This window comes from Pedococcus sp. P1_H8, assembly GCF_056405175.1.
The window spans coordinates 91,505-116,765 of record NZ_JBFUCP010000008.1 but is presented as its reverse complement, the minus strand read 5'-3'; the positions used below and the strand labels follow the sequence as shown (position 1 = coordinate 116,765).

Sequence of the window (25,261 nt, the reverse complement as noted above, 5' to 3'; positions counted from 1 at the left end):
CCTTCCGGGCTCACGCACGTGCGCCCCGACGGGTCGGCGCACATGGTCGACGTATCCGCCAAGGACGTGACCGCACGGGAGGCCTCAGCGGCAGGTCGCGTCCTGCTGTCGCCCGCCGCCGTGGCCGCGTTGCGCGACGGGAACGTCCCCAAGGGCGACGCGCTCGCCGTGGCGCGGATCGCCGGGATCCAGGCCGTCAAGCGCACCCCTGAGCTGATCCCGCTCGCCCACCCGATCGCCGTGCACGCGGTCGAGGTCGACCTGGCGGTGGCCGATGACGGCGTCGACATCGGCGCCACGGTGCGCACGGCCGACCGGACCGGCATCGAGATGGAGGCCCTGACCGCGGTCGCCGTCGCGGCACTGGCCCTCATCGACATGGTCAAGGCGGTGGACAAGCACGCGCGGATCACCGACATCCGGGTGACCGCCAAGTCCGGCGGCCGCTCCGGCGACTGGGTGGAGGAGTCGTGACCGAGGCGCCGCACGGCAGCACCCCGCCCGACAACAACCTGGCCGTCGTCATCACCTGCTCGACCCGCGCCGCCGGTGGTGTCTATCCCGACCGCGGTGGCCCGCTCATCGTGGAAGCGTTGCGACGATGGGGCTTCGAGGTGGGCGACGCCGTCGTCGTGCCTGACGGCCCCGCCGTCGGTGAGGCGCTCGCGCAGGCCCTGACCGGCATACCAGGGGTGATCGTCACCACCGGTGGCACGGGGCTGTCGCCCACGGACCGCACTCCAGAGGCGACGCGGGACGTCCTCGACCGCGAGGTCCCCGGCCTGGCCGAAGCCATCCGGGGCGCCGGGCTCGCAGCCGGAGTGCCCACGGCGGCGTTGTCGCGCGGGCTGGCGGGAGTCGCGGGCAGCACGCTGGTCGTCAACCTGCCCGGGTCGACCGGCGGGGTCCGCGACGGGCTGGGGGTGCTCGAAGCCGTGCTGCCGCACGCACTCTCGCAGATTCGCGGCGGCGACCACTGATGGCCCTCTGGCCCGTCGAGCTCCGGGGACAGACCCCGGGCGGGGAGCAGCTGCTGCTCGACCCGCTGCGTCGTCGGGACCGGAGCGAGTGGACCGAGGTCCGGAGCCGCAACCGGGAGTGGTTGGGGCCCTGGGACGCCACCTCGCCCGGCCAGGCACCGCACTACCTCTCGTTTCCCGGGCTGGTGCGGCACTACCGCACGGAGGCGAGGGAAGGGCGGATGCTCCCCCTCACGATCCGGACCGAGGGTCGGATCGTGGGCCAGATGGTGCTGTTCGGCATCTCGTACGGGTCGCTGCTGTCGGCCTCGGCCGGGTACTGGGTCGACGAGACGGTCGCCGGGCGCGGCATCGCCCCCGTGGCCCTGGCCCTGGCCGGCGACCACGCCCTGGGCTCGATGGGGCTGCACCGGATCGAGGTCAACATCCGCCCCGAGAACGCCAACAGCCTGGCCGTCGTGCGCAAGCTCGGCTTGCGCGACGAAGGGGTGCGGGCGGCATACCTGCACATCGACGGGGCCTGGCGCGACCACCGGACCTTCGCCGTGACGACCGAGGATCTGGGTGGACAAACCCTGCTCGAGCGATTGCACACCAACCACACCAGTCACATTGGCGACACACCGCCCCACGTCCCCGGTGCGCCCACGCAAGAGACCTAGCCTCGTATCCGTGCAGCCCAGCAGTCTCGTCTTCCTCGTCATCATCGCGGTTTGGGCTGCCTATTTCGTGCAGTACTGGGTCCGTCGCCGCGAGCACCTCGCCACCGCGCGCTCGGTCGACCAGTTCTCCGAGTCGATGCGCGTCCTCGAACGCCGCAGCCCCCTGCCCGCGTCCAACCTCTCGACACCGCAACCGCGGTCGTATGCCGTGACTCCCGCGCGTGCCGCGCGTCCCCAGGTGCTCGTGAAGCGTGCCGAGAACGCCCAGGCCGAGGTGTCGACGCCACGGGAGACCGAGTCGACGGTTCCCCGGAGCAACCCCGCAGTGGCCCGCCGCAACCGGGCCATGATCATGGTGGGCGCCCTGTCGACGGTCGTCGTGGCCGTGCCGCTCGTGGCGCTCTCACTGCTCCCGCTGCTCACCCTCCTCGTGCCCGTGGTCTCCGTCGGTGGTGCCGTTGCCTGGGCACGTGCCGCGGCCCAGGCCGAACGTCGCTCCCGTCTCGCGTCCCGTCCCGCCCGTTCGGAGCGCTCCGAGCGGCTCGTTCAGTCGCGACCGACCGCTTCCGAGGTGACGGCCCAGGCAGCTGCCGAGGTCGAGCCGGTCGCCGAGGTCGAGGCAGTCGTCGACGTCCAGCCAGAGGTCGCCGCGCAGCCGGCCAGGCCGGAGCTGTTCGACTTCCAGGCGGGAGCCGCGGGCGTGGCTGTGCCTGCAGCGGTCACGCCCGAAGCCGTGCAGATCCCTGCGCGTCCACTCGTGGACGAGGACGACATCCCCCTCACCTGGGACCCCGTGCCCGTGCCGCGGCCGACCTACACGATGAAGTCCCGCGTGACCCGTCCCGCCCCGACCTCCGCCGACCTGGTGGGCGACGCGGACACGGAGTACGCGGCATACGAGGAGCTCCCCGAGCGTCGGGTCGCCGGCGCCTGACCCTCGCGTCGTGGGTCTTCGGGGTGCTGCAGGCTTCCCGCGGTCGTCGACCTAGCGGTTGCCCCACACCGCCTGGGCGCCCGAGTCGCCCGTGAGCACCACCAGGGTCCCGGTGCCGATGGCGCTGGCGGCGACGAGCAGCCCCAGCACGACTCGCGGAAGCGTGGCCGTGCCGCGCCGCAGGTAGAGCCACTGGGCGAGCGTCGTCACGGCGAGGGCCACGGCCCAGGGGAGCACCTTGTCGCCGTAGTTCTCGTGATCCTTGAGGAAGGGCGGGTTGCCGAGCTTGGCGGCGAGCTCGTTGCCGGCCCGGGTCGTGATGGGCACGGCAATCGCGCCGATCACCGCGCCGAGGGGGACCAGGAAGGTCAGCTTCCGCTGGGCGGCAGGCCAGGCACTCACGAGCACTGCGGCCGCGGAGGTCAACGGCAGCAGCACGACGACGAGATGCACCAGCAGGACGTGGGCCGGAAGTCCGTTGATCTCCATGACGGAGGAACGTAGCCGAGCTCCCTGGGGTTCACCGGGTGAACCCCAGGCGTCGGTGTTTCGTCCTTTACGGCGAGTCCCCGGTGCGGGGAGGATCGGTCGTGTCGAGTGGCGGGACGTCGACTGGGCGGGAGGAAGCCGGACGTGGCGACGAGCCAGCGGGAAGTGGCCCTGCAGAGTCTCCACGACCGCCATGCCTCGGAGCTCTGGAGGTTTGCGCTGCGGCTGACCCGGGACCCGCAGGTCGCCGAGGACGTCGTGCAGGAGGCGTTGCTGCGGGCCTGGCGCGACCCCGGACTGGGGACCCGCTCCGAACAACAGGCACGAGCCTGGCTGTTCACCGTGGTGCGCAACCTGGTGGTGGACCGCTGGCGCAGTGCGGCGCAGAGACACGAGGTTGCGGGAATCGACTTCGTCGAGCCCGGTGTGGGGGACCGGTCCGGCGAGGTCCTGGACCGCTGGCTGCTGACCGATGCGCTCGGCTCCGTCTCGCGAGAACACCGGCAGGTCATCGCGGCCGCCTACTACGAAGGGAGAACCGTGGCCGAGATCGCGGCCGAGCTGAGGGTGCCGGAGGGGACCGTGAAGTCGCGGCTCCACTACGGACTGCGCAGCCTGCGACTGGTCCTGCAGGAGAAGGGGGTGACCGGCCGATGAGCACCCACGACGACTACGCCGACTGGGACGCGGCCTACGTGCTGGGTGCCCTCGCCGTTGGCGAGCGGCGCGAGTACGAAGAGCATCTCTCGGGGTGTCCGGCGTGCCGTGCCGCGGTGGCCGAGCTGGCCGGCCTGCCGGGGCTGCTCGCGCAGCTGCCGCCGGGTGAGGTCCTCGCCATGGACCTTGGGGGCACGGGCGTCATTGGAGGTGCGGGCGGTGCGGGCGGTGCGGGCGGCGCAGACGGGGAGGGTGACGTCCTCAGCCTCGAGCCCCCAGCCTCGCTGATGCCCGCGCTCCCGACCCGACCGAGCGGGCTGCCACGCAGCACCTGGTTGGCTCCCGTGGCCGCCGCAGCGGCCGCCCTCCTCATCGGAGGCGTCGGCGGGTATGCCGCCTCGAACGCCTGGCGCGACGGCACACCTTCCGGCGGCACCGGTTCGACGACAGGATCGACGCGGCCAGGGGGCGTCGTCGGCGCGGAGCGGTTGGCCTTCACGGCGGTCGAACCGTCCCTGATGACGGCGGTCGTCGACGTCGTGCCCACGGCGAACGGGACCGAGCTGCGCGTGGAGTGCCAGTACGCGCGCCAGACCGGCAGTGTGGGCAGCACGACCGGCACCGGCACTGGGGGCTCGAGCGGGACTGGGGGCTCGAGCGGCACTGGGCACGGGGCCGGTGGCGACTACCGCATCGACTACGCGATCTGGGTCGTGGACCGTGCCGGGCGGGCCACCGAGCTGCGTGACTGGACGGCACGGCCGGACCGGATCATGCATCCGGTCGGGGTGTCGACCCTTCCGGTCGCTCAGATCGCGGCCGTGGAGATCCGCCAGGTCGACACCGGCCACACAGTGATGCGAGCCAGCCTGACCTGAGCTGCCTATGCCGTGCCCCACTGGGGGGCACGGCATAGTGCGGGGCGCACCACCGTTTTCCGTCGCACCCCGTGCTGGTGTTATTGTTTCGTCCGCATCAGGGGCTGTGGCGCAGTTGGTAGCGCGTCTCGTTCGCAATGAGAAGGCCAGGGGTTCGAATCCCCTCAGCTCCACAACGCAGAGAAGGACCCACACACTTTTTCGTGGGTCCTTCTCTGCGTTATCGAACGGAGTGATTCGAGGAGCCGCCGACCCGAGCCGATTCGGCTCGGGTCCCTTCGTGAGTCATCGCGTCCATGTCGGGGGACGCGACGCGACGTCTCGTCGTTACGGGTTGATCGTGCGGCCAGCGTTCGGGCCATCGGCCCACACGTTGCCCGACCACTGGTTGCCCGTGGCCACCCAGTCGGTGCAGACGCCCCAGTAGCCGCAGTCGGGGTAGTACTCGGTGCTGAACTTGTTGTTGAGCACCCGGACGCCCGCGCCCTTACCCGGCCCTGCGTACAGCGAGTACCCGCTGCCCGCGAGCCAGTTGTCCTCGAACAACACCTCATAGGCGCCCACTCGGGCGTCGCCGACCCAGCACAGGGTCGTCTGCGTCAGGTGCAGCTTCAACGTGTTGTGCTTGATGATGACGCCGACCGGGGGGGTCTGCGTGGACAACATCTGGTCACAGTGAGCACCGGACTTGTACACGATGTCGTGCAGGTAGGAGTCGTAGATCTCGCAGTAGTTGTCGAAGTAGAGACCCTGCATGGTTCCCGACAGGTCACAGCGGCGCATCACGTACTGGCCCGCACCCTGGATCCCCACGCAGGCGAGCCCGGCAGTGGGGTGCCCAATGAGCGTGAGGTCTTCCAGACGCGTCCCCGAGGCCCTGACGGACACGGCGTAGAGGCCGGTGGCCTGGATGCGGCAGTTCCGGATCGTCACGTTCGAGTGCAGGACGGTGATGTCGCCCGTGATGTCGAGACCCTCGATGACCTGACCGTTGGCCGTCGTGGCGAAACCTGACCTCGGGGTCAGGGACGTCCTCGGGGTGGTGTGGCCGGTGTTGGCCGCGCTGGGATAACCCACCATCGGGGCCGTCGTCGTCGCAGTCGTCGGAGCCGTAGTCGTAGGCGAAGCCGTCGTAGTGGCCGTCGACGTTGGGGTAGTCGTAGCAGTGGCCGTAGAGGTCGAGGACACCGGCTTCGGCTTCCGCTTCGGTCCGTGCCACAGTCGGGTGCCGTCAAGGGGAAGAGCCCACGCTCCGAAGAGGGCAGCGGCGCCAGCCACGACCGCTCGTCGATCAACGGTCCCGGTGATGACTCGTTCGGTAGCAGGGGTATGTCGCATGCGCATATAAAAACTCCAGCAGTCTGGGCGCGGCCCGATTTGGACCAGCGGCTGTTCGATGGAAGGAGATTGCAAACAACTCCATGCAACAGCTGGGGCCTTGGCCGCAGTGCGCACCCTGCGCGGTGCTATCAGCATCACGGGCCACCGAGTCGACCAGGTCGACTGTGGTGCCCGAGCTCGCTAGCAGTCTGGCCAGCGTCTCCATCGCTCCTCGGCAGAATCGCGAGCGACTCCACCAAAGTGACGCTTGAGACTCCACCAAAGTGACTAGTCCGTTTGGACTAGTCATGGGCGTAAATTTATAGCGGCATCGAGCATGAAGTGCAAGTTCCAGGCGTGGCGCGACCCGCGAGAGCCCCTTGGCCGCGCGGTCGCTCCCCGGTCCCCGTCCATGTGTTGCCCTCGGCGGCCTGGCCGTTCTAAAGTAGAGCAAGATATTCTTTAGAAGGGTTGCCATGACTGCACAGACGCACCTCGCCAGCGGACTCCGTTCGGCTCCTGACCGGTCGGCGCGAAACGAGGTGCAGTCGCCTCGTGCGCGGGAGTTGCACGTCGTCCATGGCCGGCCCGAGATCGACGTCGCCGCCGCGGAGCGCGCGGTCGCCGACCTGCTGACCGCCCTGGGCAAGGACCCCTCCACGGTGCACCTCGCCGACACTCCGCGTCGCGTGGCAGCGTCCTATGCCGAGCTGCTCACCCCCCGCGAGTTCGAGCTCACCACCTTTCCCAACGACGAGGGCTACGACGAGCTGGTGCTGGCCAGGGGCATCCCGATCCAGTCCCTCTGCGAGCACCACATGTTGCCCTTCCACGGGACTGCCACGGTGGGCTACCTGCCGGGCGACCGGATTCTCGGGCTCTCGAAGCTGGCCCGCGTGGTCGAGCTCTTCGCCCGCGACCTGCAGGTCCAGGAGCGGCTCACCAAGCAGGTCGCGGTCTGGTTGCAGGAGCACCTGTCGCCCCGTGGGGTCGGGGTGGTCATCGAGGCGGAGCACCTGTGCATGTCACTTCGTGGGGTCCGAGCCTCCGGCTCACGCACGGTGACCTCGGCCCTGCACGGCCAGCTGCGCGACGACCCCGGATCCCGGCACGAGTTCTTCGCGCTGGCGGGAATCGGTGCCTGAGCAGTTAGGCCACCCGGTGAACTAACTCTTGCTAGCCTTCTCCGGAACGGGGCGCGCAGACCCCGGTCAGGTCAGGAGGGTGTGCGTTGCAGGATGCCGAAGGCCGCACCGACCCCGCCTCGATGCGCCGCGCGAACATGGGGCTGATCCTGCGGCACCTGCGTGACCGAGGCGGCAGGTCGAGGGCCCGACTGGCCGCCGAGACGGGCCTGTCCAAGGCCACGATGTCGACGCTCATCGCCGACCTCGTCGACCGCGGCCTGGTCCTGGAGGGTGAGCCCGACAGGGCCGGTGCCGTGGGCCGCCCGGGACTCACCGTCCGCCTCGACGGACGACGGGTGTGCGGGCTCGGGCTCGAGATCAACGTCGACTACCTCAGCCTGATCGCCGTGGACCTCTCGGGCACCGTCATCCGCGAGTCGACGCGTCCCATCGACGCCGCCCACCTCGCCGCAGGCGACACCATCGCCCGTGCCTGCGAACTCCTCGACGACGCGCTGGCCTCCCTGGGCGCAGCAGGAGTCCAGTGTGTCGGCATCACCGTCGCCGCCCCCGGGTTCATCGACAGCGACGGCGGGCGCGTTCGGCTCGCGCCCAATCTGGGATGGCGTGACGTCGCCCTGGTCGATGACGTCGCACGCATTCTCGGACTGGTGCCTTCGCCGATCTCGGTCCAGCACGACGCCACGCTGGCAGCCGTGGCCGAACACGCCCTGCGCGCGGGCCACGGCGTCACCGACCTGCTGTACATCTCCGGCGACGTGGGTGTCGGCGGAGGCATCATCGCCGGCGGCCGCATCCTGCGAGGCGCCCAGGGCTTTGCCGGCGAGATCGGCCACCTGCCCCTCGACCCGGCCCGACGCCGCTGCGCCTGCGGACGTCGGGGCTGCTGGGAGACCATGGTCGGACTCGCTGCCTTCCTGAGGCTCGCGGCGGACGAGTCGGATGTCGTGCACAACCCCGGGCGGCCCCTCGACGACCGCCTGCGGGAGCTCCGTCGACGTGCCCTGGACGGCGACGCCCGCACCCTGGCCGCGCTGGCGACGATCTCCGAGGGCCTGGGCACAGGCGTGTCGATCCTCGTCGACGTGCTCGACCCCGGTCTGGTCGTCCTCGGCGGCTACTTCGCCTGGTTCGAGGAGCAGCTGGTCGCCCCCGTCGCCGAAGTCGTGGTCCAGCGCCGACTCAACCCCACCGCCGAGGTATGCCGCGTGGTCGGGTCCACGCTCGGCCTCACCTCGGCGGCCCGGGGCGGAGCGCACTACTCGCTCGACGCGGTCTTCCACGATCCGGGCGTGGTCGCACCGTGACAACCGGTCGCACCTTGACAACCGACAGTCCGCTGACGAGATAATTCGAGCACCGAATGAATCGATGAACACGAGGTCCAGCATGGCCGCGATCGCAGGGACGGCTGATCCCTCCGAGCTGCTCCCGGCTGCCTCTGCGGTGGTTGCCGCCGTCGACATCGGTGGCACCCGGATCAAGGCCGCCCTCGTGGACCGCGACTACCGGGTCCTCGTGCAGACGACGGCGCCGACACCCAGTGACATCGGGGCCGATCTCGGGAGCGTGGTCGCCGCCACCGTGAAGGAGCTCCTGGCCGCCCTGCCTGCTGACCGGGCGGTACGCCTCGTGGGGTGCGGCGTGGTCGTGCCCGGTCTGGTGGACGAGGCGCGCGGGATCGGCGTCTACTCCGCCAACCTCGGCTGGCGGGACCTCGACATCCGCGGCGGCGTCGCGTCCCTCCTGCGGTTGCCCGTCGCCGTCGGGCACGACGTGCGGGCGGGCCTGCTGGCCGAGTCGCGACTGGGCGGCGCGCGGGGCCGCCGGCAGGCCCTGTTCATGCCGCTCGGCACCGGCATCGCCGGTGCCCTCCTGCTCGACGGCGCCGTGGTCTCCGGCGACGGCTGGGCGGGCGAGCTGGGCCACGTCGTCGTCGACCCGACGGGTCCCAGGTGTCGCTGTGGCCAGCGAGGCTGCCTCGAGGTGCTGGCCTCCGCCGGCGCCATCGAGCGGACCTACGCCCAGCAGTCTCGGGAGCAGTCCCAGGAGCAGCCTCAGGAGCAGTCGCCCGAGCAGTCCCCGGGACGCCCCGGGGCGCTCTCGGCCGAGGTCATCGCCGCCCGCGCCGCCGCGGGGGAGCCCCTGGCTTCGTCGGTGTGGGCAGCCGCGGTCAGCGCGCTCGGCCGGGCGGTCGTCATGACGGTCACCCTCACCGGCATCGACCTCGTCCTCGTGGGAGGCGGGCTGTCCCAGAGTGGCGAGGTGCTGCTCGCTCCGCTGCGCGAGGACGTCGCTGCCCGCCTCACCTTCCAACGGCCGCCCACCATCGAGCGCGCGGCCCTCGGTGACCGCGCCGGGTCGCTCGGGGCCGCCTGCCTCATCTGGGACGCCCTGTGATCATCACCGTCACCCCCAACGCCGCCCTCGACGTGACCTATGAGGTCGACGCGCTCACGCGGCATACCAGTCACCGCGTGCGGGCCGTCACCGAGCGCGCGGGGGGCAAGGGAGTCAACGTCGCCTCGGTTCTGACCGCCCGCGGCCACGACGTCCTGGTCACCGGGGGCGCCGGCGGGGCCACCGGCGCGCTGATCCGGGCGGACCTGGACGCCCGCGGCCTGCGCCACTCGTTCGCCGCATCCGACGGCGAGGCGCGCCGCACCCTCACCGTGGTCTCGACGTCCGAGGGCGACGCGACCGTGTTCAACGAGCCCGGACCGGAGCAGTCGCCCGAGTCCTGGCGCCGGTTGCTCGACCACGTTGGCGACCTGGTCGCCGAGACCGGTGCGTCCGTCGTGGTGCTGGCCGGCAGCCTGCCGCCGGGCGTCCCGGTCGACGGATATGCGGCCCTCGTGCGCCTGTGTCGCGACGCCGGAACCGCTGTCATCCTGGACGCCGACGGCGAGCCGTTGCGCCGCGCCCTCGCGGCCGGGCCCGACATCGTCAAGCCCAACCGCGTCGAGCTCGCGGAGGCCACCGTGGCCGACGACGTGACCGCGGGCGTCGAGGCGCTGCGCGCCCTGGGTGCCCGCGACGTGGTCGTCTCGGCCGGCCCCGACGGGTTGACCTGGTATGCCGCGGACGGCACCGCGATACATGCCCGGCTGGACGCCCCGCTGGCCGGAAACCCCACCGGAGCCGGCGACGCGGTGGTCGCGGCGCTGGCGGCCGGCCTCGCTGGAGGTCGCCCGCACGACCTGGTCCTGCGCGACGCCGTGGCGTGGTCGAGCGCAGCGGTGCTCCAGCCGGTGGCCGGTGTGGTGGATCCGACGGACGTCTCCCGACTGGAGACGCAGACCCTCGTGGAGGACTCTCGATGACCCTGGTGAACCTCGCCGACGTGCTGAGCGAGGCGTCGACGCGCGCCCGCGGTGTCGGGGCCTTCAACGTGATCCAGGTCGAGCACGCCGAGGCCCTGGTGGGCGCTGCCGAGGAGACCGGCTTGCCCGTGGTGCTACAGATCAGTGAGAACGCCGCGCGCTATCACGGGGCTCTGGCGCCGATCGCCTTGGCCACCAAGGCGATTGCCGAGGCATCGTCGGCCCGGTGCGTGCTGCACCTCGACCACGCCGAGAGCGTGGCGCTGGTCGACGAGGCCATCGGGCTGGGCTTCACGTCGGTGATGTTCGACGGTTCGAAGCTCAACGACGCGAGCAATCGGTCGACGACGCACGAGGTCGTGGTGCGGTGCCACGACGCCGGGGTCTCGGTCGAGGCCGAGCTCGGCGAGATCGGTGGCAAGGACGGCGTGCACGCGCCGGGGGTCCGCACCGACCCGGCCCAGGCCGCAGCCTTCGCCGCTGACACAGGAGTGGATGCCCTGGCGGTCGCGGTGGGTTCGTCCCACGCCATGACGAGCCGCACGGCGACGCTCGACCTCGAGCTGATCGCCCGCATCCGCGCCGCCGTGCCGGTCCCGTTGGTGCTGCACGGTTCCTCGGGTGTCGCGGACGAGTCCCTGGTTGCCGCCGTCGCCCACGGCATGACGAAGGTCAACATCGCGACGCACCTCAACTCCGCGTTCACGGCGGCTGTGCGGGACTATCTCGCCGACAACCCGTCCGTCGTCGACACCCGCCGCTACCTCGGCGCCGGTCGGTCAGCGGTTCACGTCGAGGCGGCGCGGCTGTTGCGCCTGCTCGCCGGGGAGTGACCGGCTGAGTCGCCCGCCCTGTCTGCCAGGCCGATCCACTACACCCAGCTGGGGAACCACATCCGCAGCGACCACTGGCTCTGCGGGATCACCTGCGCGGTGTAGATCGGCCAGAAGAACGCGAAGATCGCCAGCGTCAGCACGCAGTAGGCGCCCACGGCATACAGACCGATCTCCCGACGCCGCCACGAGTCGGTGGGCGTCCCCAGGGCCAAGCCCAGCACGAACACGACCGCGAAGATGATCCACGGCTCGAAGGCCACCGTGTAGAACGAGTAGATGGTGCGCTCCTCGAGCCCGAACCAGGGCAGGTAGCCACCGGCCAGCCCGGCGAGGATGCCGCCCGCACGCCAGTCACGCTTGAACAGCCAGTAGAAGGCCAGCACGAAGATGGCGGCCGCGCCGAGCCACCAGATCGAGACCGTGCCGATCGAGGTGATCGCCTTGGAGCACTGGGCGACCAGGCAGCCGTCCACGCCACGCTTCGGGCCCTCGTAGAAGAACGACGTCGGCCGTCCCTGGATGACCCACGACCACGGGTTGGTCCGGTACGGGTGGTTGTCGTGCAGGTTGACGTGGAACTTGTAGATCTCCTGGTGGTAGCGCCACAGCGAGCGCAAGGCGTCAGGCACCCACGGGGTGTCGTGCGACGGGTGGATCCGACCCCACTGCCGGTCGTAGCCGGTGCTGGACGCGAACCAGCCCACCCACGACGCGAGGTAGGCCGCAGCGGCCGTCGTGCACATGACGAGGGCAGCCCACAGCCCGTCCCGGACGACCATTCCCGAGAACCAGTGCCGCACGCCCACGGCACGACGGGCGCCCATGTCCCACAGGACCGTCATGAGCCCGAAGGCCACGAGGAAGAACAGCCCCGACCACTTCGTCCCCGCGCAGAGGCCCAGGCAGATGCCGGCCACCCAGCGCCACGGGCGGGCCCCGAGCCACGGCCCCAGACCGGAGGCGAGCGCGTGGTTCGACAACCCGGCCGCGCGCTCGGCGAGCAGGGCTCGGGAGCGATCGCGGTCGATCAGCAGTGCGCAGAACGCCGCCAGTGCCCAGAACATCACGATGAGGTCGAGCAGTCCGGTGCGTGACTGGACGAAGTGGTGGCCCTCGAAGGCGACCAGGAACGCCGCGATCGTGCCCAGCATCGTCGACCCGAACATCCGTCGCGCCGCACGCCCGATCATCAGGATCGACAACGTCCCCAGCACGCACACCGAGAATCGCCAGCCGAACGACGACGTCTGCCCGAACAGGTGCTCCCCGGCCGCGATGATCCACTTGCCCACCGGGGGGTGGACGACCAGGTCCCCTTCTGTCCCGAAGACATCCGGCGTGCCGCGCGTGAAGAGCTCGTCCGGCTTCTTGATGGTGCCAGGCACCCGCATCTCGACGCCGTACTCGAGCATCGAGACGCCCTGCTTGACGTAGTAGGTCTCGTCGAAGACCAGCTGGTGCGGACGGGCCAGTGACCAGAACCGCATGCCACCGCCCACGACCGCGAAGAAGAGCGGGCCGAGCCATCCCCACAGGGTGTCCGATGGCCTGTATCCGAGCAGCCGAGATCGCAGCAGCTCGATGCGGGTCATGCGCGCCATCGTATGCACTGGAACTGCGGCGCCCCTGACAGGATGGCGAGGTGACTTCCGACGCGACTTCCCACCCGGGCGTCCTCGTCCTCGCGGCCACCCCGATCGGTGACCCCCGCGACGCAGCCCCGCGTCTCGCGGCGGAGATCGCCACGGCCGACATCGTCGCGGCGGAGGACACGCGCCGGTTGCGCCGGCTGTGCGCCGACCTCGGCATCTCCCCGGCCGGCTCGGTGCTCAGCTACCACGAGCACAACGAGGCCTCGCGCACGCCCGACCTGGTCGAGCGCCTTCGCTCGGGCGCGCGGGTGGTCGTCGTGACCGATGCCGGTATGCCGTCCGTGTCCGATCCCGGGTACCGGCTCGTCGACGCCGCGGTCACCGCCGGGATCCGCGTCACCTGCGTGCCCGGCCCCAGTGCGGTGCTCATGGCGCTCGCCGTCTCGGGCCTGCCCGTGGACCGGTTCTGCTTCGAGGGCTTCCTGCCACGCAAGGCGGGGGAGAAGGCGCGTGGCCTCGCAGCCCTCGCCGACGAACGGCGGACGATGGTCTTCTTCGAGGCTCCGCACCGCATCGACGCGACGCTGGTCGCCATGGCCGAGGCCTTCGGGGCCGATCGTCGGGCAGCCGTCTGCCGCGAGCTCACGAAGACCTACGAGGAGGTCCGTCGCGGGGGCCTGGCCGAGCTGGCGGTCTGGGCGGCCGACGGGGTCCGGGGAGAGATCACCGTCGTGGTGGCGGGGGCGACGCCGACGGTGACGACCGTCGAGGAGGCCCTGCCCGGCAAAACGGGGGCTAGAAGCCCCGTTTTGCCGCGCAACCGCCGTATTGCGAAGGGGTCGTCGCGCACGTGGCGGGGAGAAGCGGGGATCAGCTGAGCCAGGCGAGGTGGTCCTTGAGCAGGGCGTAGCCGACGAAGGCGACGATGTCGAGCAGGGTGTGGGCCACGACGAGGGGGCCGACCCGTCGGGTGCGGGTGTAGACCCAGCCGAACAGCAGCCCCATGGCGAGGTTGCCGACGAAGCCGCCGAACCCCTGGTAGAGGTGGTAGGACCCGCGGATCAGCGCCGAGGTCACCATGACGACGGGCAGCGACCAACCGGCCCGGAGCCATCGCGTGTAGAGGTAGCCGACCATCACGACCTCCTCCAGCACGGCGTTCTGCACAGCGGCGAGGACCAGCACCGGGATGGTCCACCACTGGTCGGCGAGGTTCGCCGCGGCGATCGTGGTGTTGAGCCCGAGCGCGCGCGCCGCGGCGTAGAGGCCGAGTCCCGGCAGTCCCACCGCAGCTGCGAGCAGCGCCCCGCGGAGCAGGTCGCGCCCCGGTTGGCGCAGGTCCGCGCCGATCGCGTGCCGGGCGTCGGGGCGCTCACGGGACAACAGGTGCAGGGCGAGGGCGACGGGCACGAGGGCGAGGACGATGCCCACGAGCTGGTAGGCCAGGTCGAGCCAGGGCCGGTCGGGGGTGACGGAGGAGTTCATCGCCGTCGTCTGCCGGTTGAGCGCGACCGGTTGGGTCAGCTTGTTGACCAGCGACAGCAGTGCCCAGACGCCGCTCGCACCCAGGCTGACCCCCAGCACGAGGACCGTCTCGGAGACGAGGGAGCGGCGCGTGGGGGCTGCGTCGGCGACGGTCATGCGCCCAGTCTGGTGGTGCAGGCTGGGCGAACCCTGACGGTTGGGCTCATGCCAGCGCGGCGCGCCGGTCGCGTCGCTTGCGCCATCGCCGGACCTTGAGCCACAACCAGATGAGCAGCCACGCCAGCAGGACGAGGAACAGGATCACCAGCACCGGGATGAACACGGCCACGAGGCTCAGTCCGATCGATGCCCCGTCCTCCACGGTCGACGCCACCGGCGCCCCGAACCCGAGCGTGCCGGCGTTGATGGCCGGTCTGGCCACGGTCTTCCCGCCGTGCACCAGCCCAGAGGTGATGACGCCCAGGATCACGCCGACCCACGGGTTGTTGGTCATCCAGGACGAGTGGTCCAGACCCTCGGCGGCAGACGTGGCGGCAAAGATCAGACCACCCATGCTCGGCCGGATGAACGTCTGGACCGCGTCGTTGACGGTGTCGATCGCGGGGATCTTGTCGAGCACCACCTCGGTGAGCAGGAGGACCGCACCGATGCCGATGGCCCACCACGACTCGATCCACGCGTACGACTGCGGCAGCGTGATGAAGTCCGTGAACCGGGCGACCAGGGCGACGACGAGGAACGGGATGTAGGCGTTGAGACCCGCTGCCGCGGACAGCCCCATGCCGGTCAGTGCGGCGATCATCGGCCACCTCCTGTGCGGGTGCGGTGCACCTGTGAAAGACATGTCTACTCGACGCCGGTGCGAAATGCGCGGTTCCGTCGCCGTCCCCGACCACGAGAGGCAGGTATGCCGCGCGCGGAGTCCGCGCGCGGCATACCCGGGTGTCGTCCCCCTGACTGCTGGGTGGCTCAGCGGTCGTCCGCCTCCTTGCGCGCCACGATCTGGCCGAGGACGGCGTAGCCGACGAGCAGGTGCGCCGCGCCGACCCACCGCGCCGCGCCCTCGCCGAAGATCCCCATGGTCGGGACGGTGACGACGGCCCAGCTCTCGGCCACGATCGGCCAGAAGCGGGACAGGCCCTGCCAGCGGCCGGCGACGGCGATCCGGACACCGATGAGGAACATGCCGAGCATCGAGATCGGCCAGAACATGTCGAGCGCGAGCGAGGCCGGGTTGTCCAGGTCGGTGAGGCCGAAGAAGTCCGAGGCGGTCGAGGCCATCGCCAGCGCGAGGGCACCGATCTCGATGCGCAGCACCGTGCGGGCCACCTTGCCGGCGCCGATCGCCTTGGTGCGCCACAGCACCCGCACCAGGGCGAGCACGCCAACCTGGAAGAGGAACGAGCTGGCGTTGTGGGCGTACCGGTAGGCGGTGGTTTCGGCGTTGAGGCCGAAGACGACGATCATGCTCGACCACGCGACGGCGCCGACGGTCAGCATCCTGCCGTGCTTGAAGTACGGACGGTCGACGAGCCGCGTCGACGGGTCGGTCGATGGGGTGGTGGCCAGGTCGGACCGGGCCGGGGCGGGCGTCTGGGTGACGGACATCGTGGTTCTCCTTGATCCGGGGTGCCGACTGTTCGGCACTCGTCCGTGGTGGGTCGGCACCCGGTCGGTGCCGTTGCCGAGAACTCTGCGGTGGCCGGTGACCCGCCCGGCAGGGAGCGGTGTCCCCTCTCTAGTCCCGGGAAATGTCCCGCTCGCTCGGGACACCAAACCCGTGACGACGGGACGGCGCCGTTGGCACACTGACGAGGTGACCGCCGTTCCCGCCCTGCGCGCATCCGCGACCGCGGAGTCGGCCGTGCCCGGGCCGGTGTTGCCCGAGCTGGGTCGCCGCCCGCGCGCGGTCCTGGTGCCCGCGGTGCTGGTGCTGGTCCTCGTGGGGATCGTCGTCGGGTGCGTCGTGCTCGATGCGCAGGCCACTGACGCCCAGCGCGCGGTCTACGTGAGCGAACGTGGCGTCGTCAGTGGGCTCATCGGCGCGCTCGTGGGTCTGTGCGGGGCCGTGATCCTGGCCTACCGCAGGTGGCACGTGATCGGGCTCCTGCTGGCGGGCACCGGTGTGTTCTGGGCGGTCGACGGTCTGAGTGAGTCGTATGCCGTGGTCGGCCTGCACGCACAACCCGTCCTCCCGCTGAGCGGGTTCGCCTACTGGTTCTTCGCCGAGGTCGGGTCCTTCCTGCTGGTCGCGCTGCCCCTGTTGCTCGTGCTCTACCCGACCGGGCGCCCGCTCGCCGGTCGCTGGCGGGTGGTCGCCGTCCTGGCCGTCGTCATGTCGGTGACACTGCCCATCGCGCTGCTGCTCGCGCCCGACCGGATCATCTACGGCGAGGAGCTGCCGGCGGAGGTGGTGCGGCTGTTCCCGCAGGTGGCCCTGCCGCTCACCGACTCCGTCGCGACCGGCCTCGTCCATGTCGCCCAGGTGGTGACGATGCTCGCGCTGCCCCTCGCTGCGGCGGTGGTCTTCGCGCGGCACGCCCGCGCCGAGGGCGTCGAGCGGACCCAGCTGCGGTGGCTGCTGTGGGCCGCGATCGTCTGCCTGCTCGCGGGCGGGGTGATGCTGCTGGACCTCGGCGGCCCGCTGGGGCTCGCCGCCCTCGTCACGGCGCTCGCGGTCACGAGTGTCTCGCTCGTCATCGGCGTGGTCAGGCCCCAGACCGGCGACATCGACGCGCTGGTCGGCGGCACCCTGGTCTATGGGGGGATCGCGGCGGGCGTCGTGGCGCTCGACCTCGTCGTGCTCGCCACGGCCAGCCGGCTGCTCGGAGACCGGTTCGAGGAGCGCCAGGTGACGCTGGTCGTCCTCGTCCTGGCCGTCGCGGCCTACGGCCCGCTGCGGAGCTGGCTCACGACGCTGGTGCGCCGCCGGCTCATGGGTCGCCGGGGCGAACGCTACGAAGTGGTCTCGGCGCTGGCCGCGCGCCTCGAGGAGTCCGGCGGCCTCGAACAGCAGCTGCCGGCGCTCGCCTCCACGGTCGCCGAGGCCTTCCGGGTGTCGTACGTGCGCGTGGAGGTCCTCAGCACCGCGGGTCAGGGTCTGTCCGCGACCCACGGCACGGCACCCGGGACGACACGGTCGTTTCCGATCGGGTACCGCGGCCAGCGGATCGGCTCCATCGAGCTGCCCGAGGGCGGGATCCGCGCCATCTTGTCGAGGCGCGACCAGGCCCTGTTGATCGACGTGGTCAGGCAGGCTGCCATCGCCGTGCGGAGCAGCCTGCTGGCGCGGGAGCTCCAGGAGTCCCGTGAGCAGCTCGTGCTCGCGCGCGAGGAGGACCGCCGCCGGATCCGTCGCGACCTGCACGACGGCCTCGGGCCGGTGCTCGGCGGGGTGGCCATGCGACTCGATGCCGCGGGCAACGCCGTCGCGACCGACCCGCAGACGGCGCACCGCCTGGTCGTGCAGTCCCGCGCCGAGATCACCGAGGCGCTCGCTGACGTGCGCCGATTGGTCCACGGGTTGCGGCCACCGGCGCTCGACGACCTCGGCCTGCTCGCCGCGGTGGAGCAACAGGCCGACCGCAGCCGCTCGGCCGGGCTCGAGGTCATCGTGGAGGCGGACGCCGTGGCGGGCCTGCCCGCGGCGGTGGAGGTCGCGGCATACCGGATCGTGTCGGAGGCGCTCACCAACGTGACCCGGCATGCGCGAGCGCGCACGTGCACCGTGTCGCTCGTGACCGGACCGACCGATCTCGAGGTCGAGGTGCGCGACGACGGCCGCGGCATCGCGGCCGACGTCGTCGCGGGGGTGGGTCTGCGATCGTTGCGTGAGCGGGTGGAGGAGCTGGGGGGCCGGTACGAAGTGCTGTGCCCGCCGTGCGGTGGCACGACCGTCCGCGCGTGGTTGCCGACGGGTGGAGGCGCATGAGCGAGGATCGTGACACCAGTGACCGCCCCGTCCGGGTGCTGATCGCCGACGACCACCCGATCTTCCGGGACGGCCTCGCGACGCTCCTCGAACCACACCCCGGCATCGAGGTCGTGGCCCGGGCGGCCGACGGGGCCGAGGCCGTGGCGCTGGCCGCCGAACACCGTCCGGACGTCATCGTCATGGACATCCAGATGCCCCACGTCAACGGCATCGAGGCGACCCGTCAGGTGCTGGCTGCGCAACCGTCGGTCGGCGTCCTCGTCTTCACGATGGGCGAGGACGACGGGACCCTGCTCTCGGCGATGCGGGCCGGAGCGCGTGGCTATCTCGTCAAGGGCGCGGCGCAGGACGAGGTGGTGCGCGCCATCACCGCGGTCGCCGGGGGAGGCGTGGTGTTCGGCGCCTCGCTGGCAGCACGGATCGGTGAGCTGCTGTCGCCGTCGTCGTCGCGCCGGGCCACCGAGTTCCCGATGCTCACCGACCGCGAGCGGGAGGTGCTCGACCTGATCGCCGCAGGGCGCAGCAACGGCCAGATCGCCGCCGAGCTCTACCTCGCGCCCAAGACGGTCCGCAACAACGTCTCGGCGATCCTGTCCAAGCTCCAGGCCACCGATCGCGCGGAGGTCATCATCCGGGCCCGCGACGCCGGAATGGGCCAGCGCGACTGACCGGAATGGGCCAGCGCGACTGACCCGGTGGAGCCCGCGCGACTGACCGGTCGGCGGTCACTCGCGTGCTCGGTGACGACCGCTCACCGATTGACGCGGCGGTATCTCCCCGGATCGGCGCTGCCTCTGGCAGGGTTCCCCAATCCGGATGTAACCGCTTACATCGGGACAATCCACCACACCGAAGGAGTTGTGGACCCATGAAGGGAACGCACAGAATCGCCATCGTGCTGGCGGCATCCGCCACAGTGCTGGGACTGGCACCCGCGACGGCCACCGCAGCCGACTCGCCCGACGACACCAAGGTCGCCGTGATCGCCCACCGTGGCTCGGGTGCCATGGCGCCAGAGAACACCCTGGCCTCGGTCGAGCTCGCCCTCAAGCAGGGCGCGGACTACATCGAGAACGACATCATGCGCACCAGTGACGGCGCGCTGGTGATCATGCACGACCTCACCCTGGCCCGGACCACGAACGTCGAGCAGGTCTTCCCCGACCGCTCGCCCTGGAATGTCTCCACCTTCACCCTTGCGGAGATCAAGCAGCTCGACGCCGGTTCGTGGTTCAGTGCCAAGTACGCCGGCCAGAAGGTGCCGACGCTGCGCGAGTGGGTCGAGGCGGTCGGCTCCCGAGCCGGCATGCTGCTCGAGGCCAAGGACCCGTGGGCCTTCCCGGGCATCGAACGTGACATCGACAAGGAACTGCGCTCGATCCCGGCCTTCACCAAGGCACTCGCTGCCGACCGGGTCATCATGCAGGCCGGTGACGAAGGGTGGCTGCGGGCCTACCACGACCTGGCGCCGGACGTGCCGGTCGGGCTGCTCTACTACACCCGCCCCACGGACGAGCAGCTCGTCGCGGCCAGCACCTGGCTCGACTCGGTGCACCCGGCCCTCGGCAACATCGACCAGGCCATCGTCGTCCGGGCCCACGAGCTCGGCCTGGACATCCACGTGTGGACGGTCAACTTCGGTGGCGACATGAGCCGAGGGATCGCCTGGGGAGTCGACGGCATCATCACCGACTACCCCTCCGTGCTCAGGGAGATCCTCCGCAAGAGCTGACCCGGCCCACACCTGCCGACCCCGCCCCGGTATGCCGCCCACGCGGCATACCGGGGCACGGTGCGCCAGCGCTATGGCGCCGCCGACGCAACAACTTGTTGCTCTCCGGTGGTCACGAGGGCCACTAATCCGGGGTGTTGTGACGATCAGCGGGCAACAAGTCGGGAAGGCGGCGTACCGGCGCGGGCGAGACCGGTTTGGCGACCACCCCTAGGATTCGAGGGTGAGCACCGAGCCTGTCTTCTCATCCTCCTCCGCCTTCCGGGCCTCGCTCCTTCGTCGCTCGTGTCCTCAGGCTGTCGTCGTATGAGAGTCCTGTCTGCTGTCGCCTGGCCGTACGCCAATGGCCCGCGGCACCTCGGCCACGTGGCCGGGTTCGCCGTGCCCTCCGACGTGTTCAGCCGCTACATGCGGATGGCGGGCCACGACGTGCTCATGGTCAGCGGGTCGGACGAGCACGGCACCCCGATCCTCGTCCTCGCCGATCAGCAGGGCGTGACCGCCCGCGAGCTCGTCGACCGCAACCACGCCATCATCGCGGCAGAGCTGGCTGACCTCGGCTGCTCCTACGACCTCTACACGCGCACCACCACCGCCAACCACTACTCGGTCGCGCAGGAGCTCTTCACCCAGGTCTGGAAGAACGGCTACATGGTCGAACAGACGACCAGCGGCGCGATCAGCCCCTCGACCGGCCGCACGCTCCCGGACCGCTACATCGAGGGCACCTGCCCGATCTGCTCCTACCCCGAGGCCCGCGGCGACCAGTGCGACAACTGCGGCAACCAGCTCGAGCCCACCGACCTGATCGACCCGAAGTCCAAGATCAACGGCGAGACGCCCGAGTTCATCGAGACCCAGCACTTCTTCCTCGACCTGCCGGCCCTGGCCGATGCGCTGCGTGAGTGGCTCGAGGGCCGCGAGGCGAGCGGTACGTGGCGGCCGAACGTGATCAAGTTCAGCCTCAACATCCTCGACGACATCCGCCCGCGCGCGATGACCCGCGACATCGACTGGGGCATCCCGGTGCCGCTCGAGGGGTGGCGCGACAACCCGGCCAAGAAGCTGTACGTCTGGTTCGACGCCGTCGTCGGCTACCTGTCCGCGTCCATCGAGTGGGCCCGCCGCCAGGGCGAGCCCGATCGGTGGCGCGAGTGGTGGAACGACAGCGAGGCGCTGTCGTACTACTTCATGGGCAAGGACAACATCACCTTCCACTCCCAGATCTGGCCGGCCGAGCTCCTCGGGTATGCCGGTCGCGGGGCTCGCGGGGGCGAGCCCGGTGAGTTCGGGGTGCTCAACCTGCCGACCGAGGTCGTGTCGAGCGAGTACCTCACGATGGAGGGCAAGCAGTTCTCGACCTCGCGCGGCTACGTCATCTACATCCGCGACGTCCTCGACCGCTACGGCCCGGACGCGATCCGCTACTACATCTGTGCGGCCGGCCCGGAGAACCAGGACGCCAACTTCACCTGGGCCGAGTTCGTGCAGCGCAACAACTCCGAGCTCGTCGCCGGGTGGGGAAACCTCGTCAACCGCACGGCCGCCATGGTCGCCAAGAACTTCGGCGAGATCCCGCAGCCCGGCGCGCTCGAACCCGTCGACGAGACGGTGCGGGCCAAGGTGCTGGCCGCCTTCGACGCCGTGGGTGGCCTGCTGGCCAAGCAGCGGATCAAGGCTGCGGTGGCCGAGGCCATGCGGACCGTCGGCGAGGTGAACAAGTACGTCACCGACACCGAACCCTTCAAGCTCAAGGGCGAGGACCAGCGCGAGCGGCTGGCCACGGTGCTGCACACGCTGACCCAGTGCGTGGCCGACCTCAACCGCATCCTGGCGCCGTTCCTCCCGTCGTCGTCCAACGCGGTGCACGCGGCGTTCGGCGGCGAGGGCACCTTCATGCCGATGCCGGTGTTGGAGGACGTCTCGGGGCTCGACGTCGAGGACGCCGACCGGAGCTACCCGGTGGTGACGGGCGAGTACACCCAGACGCCCCGCTGGGAGTCGGTCCCCGTGCGGATCGGATCCCCTGTGGTCAAGCCCACACCGATCTTCACCAAGCTCGACGAGGCGGTCGTGGACGAGGAGCTGGACCGACTCCGCAAGGATGCGCCGGGCCCTGATGACGGGTCCGACGGCACGGGTGATGGCGACGCCTGACCCGGGTCCGCGCGCCGGCCACAGCAGGGTGCCCGACGCCCCGGACCCGCTCCCGATCCCGGTCGTCGACAACCACACGCACCTCGACATCGCGCGGGACGGCGAGGAGGCTGCCGATGTCGGCGCGGTCATCGCCGCAGCGACGGCCGTCGGTGTCGATCGGCTGGTCCAGATCGGGTGCGACCTGCCCGGGGCCCGGTTCACCGTGGAGATGGTCGACCGCCACCCGGCGATGCTCGGTGGCGTTGCCCTTCACCCCAACGAGGTGCCCAGGCTGGACGAGGCTGGAAGTCTCGACGCGGCATACGCGGAGATCGAGGTGCTGGCCGCGCACCCGAGGGTGCGCGTGATCGGCGAGACGGGACTCGACTACTTCCGCACGGGCCCTGAAGGCGTTGGGGTGCAACAGGATTCGTTCCGTTGGCACATCGACCTGGCCAAACGCACCGGCAAGGCGCTGCAGATCCACGACCGGGACGCCCACGACGACGTCCTGCGCATCCTCGATGAGGAGGGCGCGCCACCCAAGACGGTGATGCACTGCTTCTCCGGCGACATGGCGATGGCCAGGACGTGCGCTGAGCGTGGCTACTACCTCTCGTTCGCCGGGACCGTCACCTTCAAGAACGCCAAGGGCCTGCGCGACGCCCTGTCGGTGACCCCGATCGAGAGGGTCCTGGTCGAGACCGACGCCCCCTACCTGACGCCGGCGCCCTGGCGCGGGGCGCCCAACGCCCCCTACCTCGTGCCGCACACGATCCGCGCCATGGCCGGGGTCCTCGGCGTCGCCGTCCCCACGTTGTGCCAGGCCGTCAGCGACACGTCCGAGGCGGTCTACGGCCCCTGGTGAGCCGGCCTGTTCGGGGCTGGCAAGGCCTGTATCAGGCCGCGCAAATGCCACGTCTGTGACTTGGCCAAATGCTGACGGTACCGTTATCAAAATTTGACCTTTGCCGAAAAGCCGGTCATGGTTGATGACTGTTGGCCGGGGTCGGACCCTCCGGCGACGCGATCAGGGGTTGTTCAAAACCGCCACGACGGCGGCTCAGAGCGACCCCTCATTCTTTGCCCTTGCACCTGGAGGGCGGGACGCGACGCCGAACCGATGCCCGGGGAGTACGAACTCTGGAGCATCGTGATCACCCGTCCCGTTCGTCGCATCGCCCAAGCCGCGGTCGTGACCAGCCTCATCGCTGGCGCCGTCGGCGTCTCGCACTTTGACAAGGCCGTCACCCTCTCGGTGGACGGCAAGGCCTCGACCGTGCACGCCTTCGGCAGCACCGTCGGTGACGTCCTCAAGAAGCAGGACATCGCGATTCGTGAGCACGACGTGGTCGTCCCGGCGCCCGGCACCCAGCTCGCCGACGGCCAGAAGATCGTCGTCCGGTACGGCCGCAAGCTGACCGTCACCATCGACGGTCGCACGCAGGACTACTGGACCACCGCCACCACCGTGGCTGCCGCGCTGCAGGAGCTCGGCATCCGTGCCGACTCGGCCAAGCTGTCGGCCTCCCGCTCGATGTCGCTCGGCCGTCAGGGCCTGGCCCTGTCCGTCACCACGCCCAAGGACGTCGTCGTCCGCGCTGACGGCCAGAACCGCACGGTCACCAGCACCGGCGCCACCGTCGCCGACGTGCTCTCCGAGCTCAACATCACCAAGGACGCGGATGACCGCGTGAACCCGGCCCCCACCACGGCCGTCACCGCTGGTCTCAAGATCGCCGTCCTGCGCGTCTCGGCGACTCAGGTCAAGGCGACCGAGGCCGTCGCGCCCCCTGTCACCAGGAAGAGTGACTCCACGCTCTACCAGGGTCAGACCAAGACGCTCAAGGCCGGCTCCGCTGGCGCCAAGATCGTCACCTACAAGATCGTCAAGGTCGACGGCAAGGTCGAGAGCAAGAAGGCCATCGCCACTCAGATCACCCAGGCGCCCGTCGCGGCCCTGGTCGCCGTGGGCACCAAGGTGCGGGCGAGCACGCCTGCTCCCAGCGCGGGCAACACCTCCGGCGCGGGCATCAACCTGTCCAACGCGGCCATGTGGGACCGCATCGCCCAGTGTGAGTCCGGCGGCAACTGGTCGATCAACACCGGCAACGGCTACTACGGCGGCCTGCAGTTCGACATCCGCACCTGGCTCGGTGCTGGTGGTGGCGACTCTCCACCCGACTTCCGTTGTCGGGTGGAGCGCAACTTTGTCCCTAGACCCGATAAAGGTGCGGCAGGGGGCGGTCGCCTAGAGTCGGCGCCATGGTCGAGCAGAGCGGGTTCCTCGGAGCCGCCCAGATCCGGGAGATCGCCGCCGAGCTGGGTCTGCGCCCGACCAAGCAGTGGGGCCAGAACTTCGTCATCGACGCCAACACCGTCAAGCGGATCGTGCGGCTGGCCGGGGTGACCGCGGCCGACTCCGTGGTCGAGGTGGGCCCGGGCCTCGGTTCGCTCACCCTCGCGCTGCTCCCCGAGGTCGGACACGTCACCGCCGTCGAGGTGGACCCGAACCTCGCCCGGGCGCTGCCGGGCACCGTGAGCCGGCTCGCACCGGCATACGCCGACCGGCTGACGCTGGTGCAGGCGGACGCGATGCAGGTGCGTGAGCTGCCCGACCCCCAACCCACGGCCCTCGTCGCCAACCTGCCCTACAACGTCTCGGTGCCCGTCGTCCTGAACTTCCTCGAAGCCTTCCCGACCCTCGAGCGGGTGCTCGTGATGGTGCAGCTCGAGGTGGCCGAACGGCTCGCCGCCACACCGGGCTCCAAGGCCTACGGCGTCCCGAGTGTCAAAGCCTCCTGGTATGCCGCGGTGCGGCTGGCGGGGACGGTGCCCCGCAGCGTCTTCTGGCCGGTGCCGAACGTCGACTCCGGTCTCGTGGCGCTCGAGCGCCGGCCCGCCCCGACCACCACCGCCACCAAGCGCGACACCTTCACCTGCATCGACGCGGCGTTCGCCCAGCGCCGCAAGACCCTGCGGGCCGCACTGGCGGGGTGGGCCGGCTCGGCGCCCCGTGCGGAGGAGTGCCTGCGCGCGGCCGGCATCGACCACCGGACCAGGGGAGAGCAGCTCGGGATCGACGAGTTCGCAGCGATCGCCGCCGCCCGCTCCGCCCTCCCCGCGCCCTAAGCCCTCCCGGCGCCCTAACG

General features: G+C 70.5%; 25 protein-coding genes and 1 tRNA gene. 20 read left to right on the top strand and 6 right to left on the bottom strand.

Features of this window, described 5'->3' with window-relative positions; genetic code table 11:
• Positions 1-42 precede the first annotated feature (42 nt).
• From moaC to AC1DYG_RS13360, 4 genes are read left to right on the top strand one after another with little or no spacing between them, the layout of a single operon-like run.
• Entirely contained in the window at positions 43-474 is a 432-nt protein-coding gene (gene moaC / locus AC1DYG_RS13375) for a cyclic pyranopterin monophosphate synthase MoaC (protein WP_477640494.1), read from the top strand.
• Positions 471-980, top strand: coding sequence for a MogA/MoaB family molybdenum cofactor biosynthesis protein (locus tag AC1DYG_RS13370; RefSeq protein WP_477640361.1), 510 nt, complete (start codon positions 471-473; stop codon positions 978-980). Before moaC ends, AC1DYG_RS13370 begins: the two co-directional genes overlap by 4 nt.
• Positions 980-1,642, top strand: a complete 663-nt coding sequence (locus tag AC1DYG_RS13365; RefSeq protein WP_477640360.1) for a GNAT family N-acetyltransferase — start codon at positions 980-982, stop codon at positions 1,640-1,642. Before AC1DYG_RS13370 ends, AC1DYG_RS13365 begins: the two co-directional genes overlap by 1 nt.
• A gap of 10 nt (positions 1,643-1,652) precedes the next feature.
• Entirely contained in the window at positions 1,653-2,576 is a 924-nt protein-coding gene (locus AC1DYG_RS13360) for a hypothetical protein (RefSeq protein WP_477640359.1), read from the top strand.
• A 51-nt stretch (positions 2,577-2,627) separates the two neighbouring features.
• Here the strand turns inward: AC1DYG_RS13360 and AC1DYG_RS13355 are convergent, their stop codons facing one another.
• Complete coding sequence (locus AC1DYG_RS13355) at positions 2,628-3,065, bottom strand: DUF2231 domain-containing protein (protein WP_477640358.1); 438 nt, start codon at positions 3,063-3,065, stop codon at positions 2,628-2,630.
• Positions 3,066-3,209: 144 nt separating this feature from the next.
• On the opposite strand from AC1DYG_RS13355, the gene AC1DYG_RS13350 reads away from it, so the two are divergent.
• The 3 genes from AC1DYG_RS13350 (at position 3,210) to AC1DYG_RS13340 (ending at position 4,773) form a co-directional block, all read left to right on the top strand.
• Positions 3,210-3,722 carry a sigma-70 family RNA polymerase sigma factor gene (locus AC1DYG_RS13350; RefSeq protein WP_477640357.1) on the top strand — a complete coding sequence of 171 codons (513 nt, stop codon included), beginning with the start codon at positions 3,210-3,212 and terminating at the stop codon, positions 3,720-3,722.
• Positions 3,719-4,600, top strand: a complete 882-nt coding sequence (locus AC1DYG_RS13345; RefSeq protein ID WP_477640356.1) for an anti-sigma factor family protein — start codon at positions 3,719-3,721, stop codon at positions 4,598-4,600. The genes AC1DYG_RS13350 and AC1DYG_RS13345 overlap by 4 nt, the downstream gene beginning before the upstream one ends.
• A 100-nt stretch (positions 4,601-4,700) precedes the next feature.
• Positions 4,701-4,773, top strand: a tRNA-Ala gene (locus AC1DYG_RS13340).
• 154 nt (positions 4,774-4,927) lie between these two features.
• On the opposite strand, the gene AC1DYG_RS13335 is transcribed toward AC1DYG_RS13340, so the two are convergent.
• Entirely contained in the window at positions 4,928-5,680 is a 753-nt protein-coding gene (locus AC1DYG_RS13335) for a hypothetical protein (protein ID WP_477640355.1), read from the bottom strand.
• A gap of 716 nt (positions 5,681-6,396) precedes the next feature.
• Here AC1DYG_RS13335 and folE point away from each other — a divergent pair.
• The 5 genes from folE to AC1DYG_RS13310 all read left to right on the top strand — a co-directional run bounded on the left by folE (position 6,397) and on the right by AC1DYG_RS13310 (position 11,224).
• Positions 6,397-7,065 (top strand): GTP cyclohydrolase I FolE, encoded by a 669-nt coding sequence (gene folE / locus AC1DYG_RS13330; RefSeq protein ID WP_477640354.1) that lies wholly within the window; start codon positions 6,397-6,399, stop codon positions 7,063-7,065.
• An 86-nt stretch (positions 7,066-7,151) separates the two neighbouring features.
• Positions 7,152-8,375: an ROK family transcriptional regulator gene (locus AC1DYG_RS13325; protein ID WP_477640353.1), complete on the top strand. Its 1,224-nt coding sequence runs from the start codon at positions 7,152-7,154 to the stop codon at positions 8,373-8,375.
• 82 nt (positions 8,376-8,457) lie between these two features.
• Positions 8,458-9,468 (top strand): ROK family protein, encoded by a 1,011-nt coding sequence (locus AC1DYG_RS13320; RefSeq protein ID WP_477640352.1) that lies wholly within the window; start codon positions 8,458-8,460, stop codon positions 9,466-9,468.
• Positions 9,465-10,391: a 1-phosphofructokinase family hexose kinase gene (locus tag AC1DYG_RS13315; protein ID WP_477640351.1), complete on the top strand. Its 927-nt coding sequence runs from the start codon at positions 9,465-9,467 to the stop codon at positions 10,389-10,391. The genes AC1DYG_RS13320 and AC1DYG_RS13315 overlap by 4 nt, the downstream gene beginning before the upstream one ends.
• Positions 10,388-11,224: a class II fructose-bisphosphate aldolase gene (locus AC1DYG_RS13310; RefSeq protein WP_477640350.1), complete on the top strand. Its 837-nt coding sequence runs from the start codon at positions 10,388-10,390 to the stop codon at positions 11,222-11,224. Before AC1DYG_RS13315 ends, AC1DYG_RS13310 begins: the two co-directional genes overlap by 4 nt.
• A gap of 38 nt (positions 11,225-11,262) precedes the next feature.
• Here the strand turns inward: AC1DYG_RS13310 and AC1DYG_RS13305 are convergent, their stop codons facing one another.
• Positions 11,263-12,819, bottom strand: coding sequence for a dolichyl-phosphate-mannose--protein mannosyltransferase (locus AC1DYG_RS13305; protein WP_477640349.1), 1,557 nt, complete (start codon positions 12,817-12,819; stop codon positions 11,263-11,265).
• A gap of 50 nt (positions 12,820-12,869) precedes the next feature.
• On the opposite strand from AC1DYG_RS13305, the gene rsmI reads away from it, so the two are divergent.
• Positions 12,870-13,697, top strand: coding sequence for a 16S rRNA (cytidine(1402)-2'-O)-methyltransferase (gene rsmI, locus AC1DYG_RS13300; RefSeq protein ID WP_477640348.1), 828 nt, complete (start codon positions 12,870-12,872; stop codon positions 13,695-13,697).
• Here rsmI and AC1DYG_RS13295 read toward each other — a convergent pair.
• From AC1DYG_RS13295 to AC1DYG_RS13285, 3 genes are all read right to left on the bottom strand, one after another.
• Entirely contained in the window at positions 13,690-14,460 is a 771-nt protein-coding gene (locus AC1DYG_RS13295; RefSeq protein ID WP_477640347.1) for a CPBP family intramembrane glutamic endopeptidase, read from the bottom strand. The two genes, rsmI and AC1DYG_RS13295, sit on opposite strands and share 8 nt — an antisense overlap.
• 46 nt (positions 14,461-14,506) lie before the next feature.
• Positions 14,507-15,106 carry a DUF4126 domain-containing protein gene (locus AC1DYG_RS13290; protein ID WP_477616208.1) on the bottom strand — a complete coding sequence of 200 codons (600 nt, stop codon included), beginning with the start codon at positions 15,104-15,106 and terminating at the stop codon, positions 14,507-14,509.
• A gap of 167 nt (positions 15,107-15,273) precedes the next feature.
• The gene (locus AC1DYG_RS13285; RefSeq protein WP_477640346.1) at positions 15,274-15,912 is read right to left on the bottom strand and encodes a hypothetical protein; all 639 of its coding nucleotides are present in this window, start codon (positions 15,910-15,912) and stop codon (positions 15,274-15,276) included.
• Positions 15,913-16,120: 208 nt separating this feature from the next.
• Between AC1DYG_RS13285 and AC1DYG_RS13280 the strand changes: the two genes are divergently transcribed.
• The 7 genes from AC1DYG_RS13280 to rsmA all read left to right on the top strand — a co-directional run bounded on the left by AC1DYG_RS13280 (position 16,121) and on the right by rsmA (position 25,241).
• Positions 16,121-18,235, top strand: a complete 2,115-nt coding sequence (locus AC1DYG_RS13280) for a sensor histidine kinase (protein WP_477640345.1) — start codon at positions 16,121-16,123, stop codon at positions 18,233-18,235.
• The gene (locus AC1DYG_RS13275) at positions 18,232-18,906 is read left to right on the top strand and encodes a response regulator (protein WP_477640344.1); all 675 of its coding nucleotides are present in this window, start codon (positions 18,232-18,234) and stop codon (positions 18,904-18,906) included. The genes AC1DYG_RS13280 and AC1DYG_RS13275 overlap by 4 nt, the downstream gene beginning before the upstream one ends.
• Positions 18,907-19,106: 200 nt before the next feature.
• Entirely contained in the window at positions 19,107-19,970 is an 864-nt protein-coding gene (locus AC1DYG_RS13270; RefSeq protein WP_477640343.1) for a glycerophosphodiester phosphodiesterase, read from the top strand.
• A gap of 306 nt (positions 19,971-20,276) precedes the next feature.
• Entirely contained in the window at positions 20,277-22,127 is a 1,851-nt protein-coding gene (metG, locus tag AC1DYG_RS13265; protein WP_477640342.1) for a methionine--tRNA ligase, read from the top strand.
• The gene (locus AC1DYG_RS13260; RefSeq protein WP_477640493.1) at positions 22,114-22,977 is read left to right on the top strand and encodes a TatD family hydrolase; all 864 of its coding nucleotides are present in this window, start codon (positions 22,114-22,116) and stop codon (positions 22,975-22,977) included. The genes metG and AC1DYG_RS13260 overlap by 14 nt, the downstream gene beginning before the upstream one ends.
• A gap of 255 nt (positions 22,978-23,232) precedes the next feature.
• Entirely contained in the window at positions 23,233-24,519 is a 1,287-nt protein-coding gene (locus AC1DYG_RS13255; protein ID WP_477640341.1) for a ubiquitin-like domain-containing protein, read from the top strand.
• Positions 24,411-25,241, top strand: a complete 831-nt coding sequence (gene rsmA / locus AC1DYG_RS13250) for a 16S rRNA (adenine(1518)-N(6)/adenine(1519)-N(6))-dimethyltransferase RsmA (RefSeq protein WP_477640492.1) — start codon at positions 24,411-24,413, stop codon at positions 25,239-25,241. The genes AC1DYG_RS13255 and rsmA overlap by 109 nt, the downstream gene beginning before the upstream one ends.
• The last annotated feature ends 20 nt before the right edge of the window (positions 25,242-25,261 follow it).

Bases quoted from the DNA above. Each gene is read 5' to 3' on its own strand.
- moaC (WP_477640494.1), top strand. From the start codon at position 43: ATGGTCGACGTATCCGCCAAGGACGTGACCGCACGGGAGGCCTCAGCG.
- AC1DYG_RS13365 (WP_477640360.1), top strand. From the start codon at position 980: ATGGCCCTCTGGCCCGTCGAGCTCCGGGGACAGACCCCGGGCGGGGAG.
- AC1DYG_RS13355 (WP_477640358.1), bottom strand. From the start codon at position 3,065: ATGGAGATCAACGGACTTCCGGCCCACGTCCTGCTGGTGCATCTCGTC.
- AC1DYG_RS13345 (WP_477640356.1), top strand. From the start codon at position 3,719: ATGAGCACCCACGACGACTACGCCGACTGGGACGCGGCCTACGTGCTG.
- AC1DYG_RS13335 (WP_477640355.1), bottom strand. From the start codon at position 5,680: ATGGTGGGTTATCCCAGCGCGGCCAACACCGGCCACACCACCCCGAGG.
- folE (WP_477640354.1), top strand. From the start codon at position 6,397: ATGACTGCACAGACGCACCTCGCCAGCGGACTCCGTTCGGCTCCTGAC.
- AC1DYG_RS13320 (WP_477640352.1), top strand. From the start codon at position 8,458: ATGGCCGCGATCGCAGGGACGGCTGATCCCTCCGAGCTGCTCCCGGCT.
- AC1DYG_RS13310 (WP_477640350.1), top strand. From the start codon at position 10,388: ATGACCCTGGTGAACCTCGCCGACGTGCTGAGCGAGGCGTCGACGCGC.
- AC1DYG_RS13305 (WP_477640349.1), bottom strand. From the start codon at position 12,819: ATGACCCGCATCGAGCTGCTGCGATCTCGGCTGCTCGGATACAGGCCA.
- AC1DYG_RS13295 (WP_477640347.1), bottom strand. From the start codon at position 14,460: ATGACCGTCGCCGACGCAGCCCCCACGCGCCGCTCCCTCGTCTCCGAG.
- AC1DYG_RS13290 (WP_477616208.1), bottom strand. From the start codon at position 15,106: ATGATCGCCGCACTGACCGGCATGGGGCTGTCCGCGGCAGCGGGTCTC.
- AC1DYG_RS13285 (WP_477640346.1), bottom strand. From the start codon at position 15,912: ATGTCCGTCACCCAGACGCCCGCCCCGGCCCGGTCCGACCTGGCCACC.
- AC1DYG_RS13275 (WP_477640344.1), top strand. From the start codon at position 18,232: ATGAGCGAGGATCGTGACACCAGTGACCGCCCCGTCCGGGTGCTGATC.
- AC1DYG_RS13270 (WP_477640343.1), top strand. From the start codon at position 19,107: ATGAAGGGAACGCACAGAATCGCCATCGTGCTGGCGGCATCCGCCACA.
- metG (WP_477640342.1), top strand. From the start codon at position 20,277: ATGAGAGTCCTGTCTGCTGTCGCCTGGCCGTACGCCAATGGCCCGCGG.
- AC1DYG_RS13260 (WP_477640493.1), top strand. From the start codon at position 22,114: ATGGCGACGCCTGACCCGGGTCCGCGCGCCGGCCACAGCAGGGTGCCC.
- AC1DYG_RS13255 (WP_477640341.1), top strand. From the start codon at position 23,233: ATGCCCGGGGAGTACGAACTCTGGAGCATCGTGATCACCCGTCCCGTT.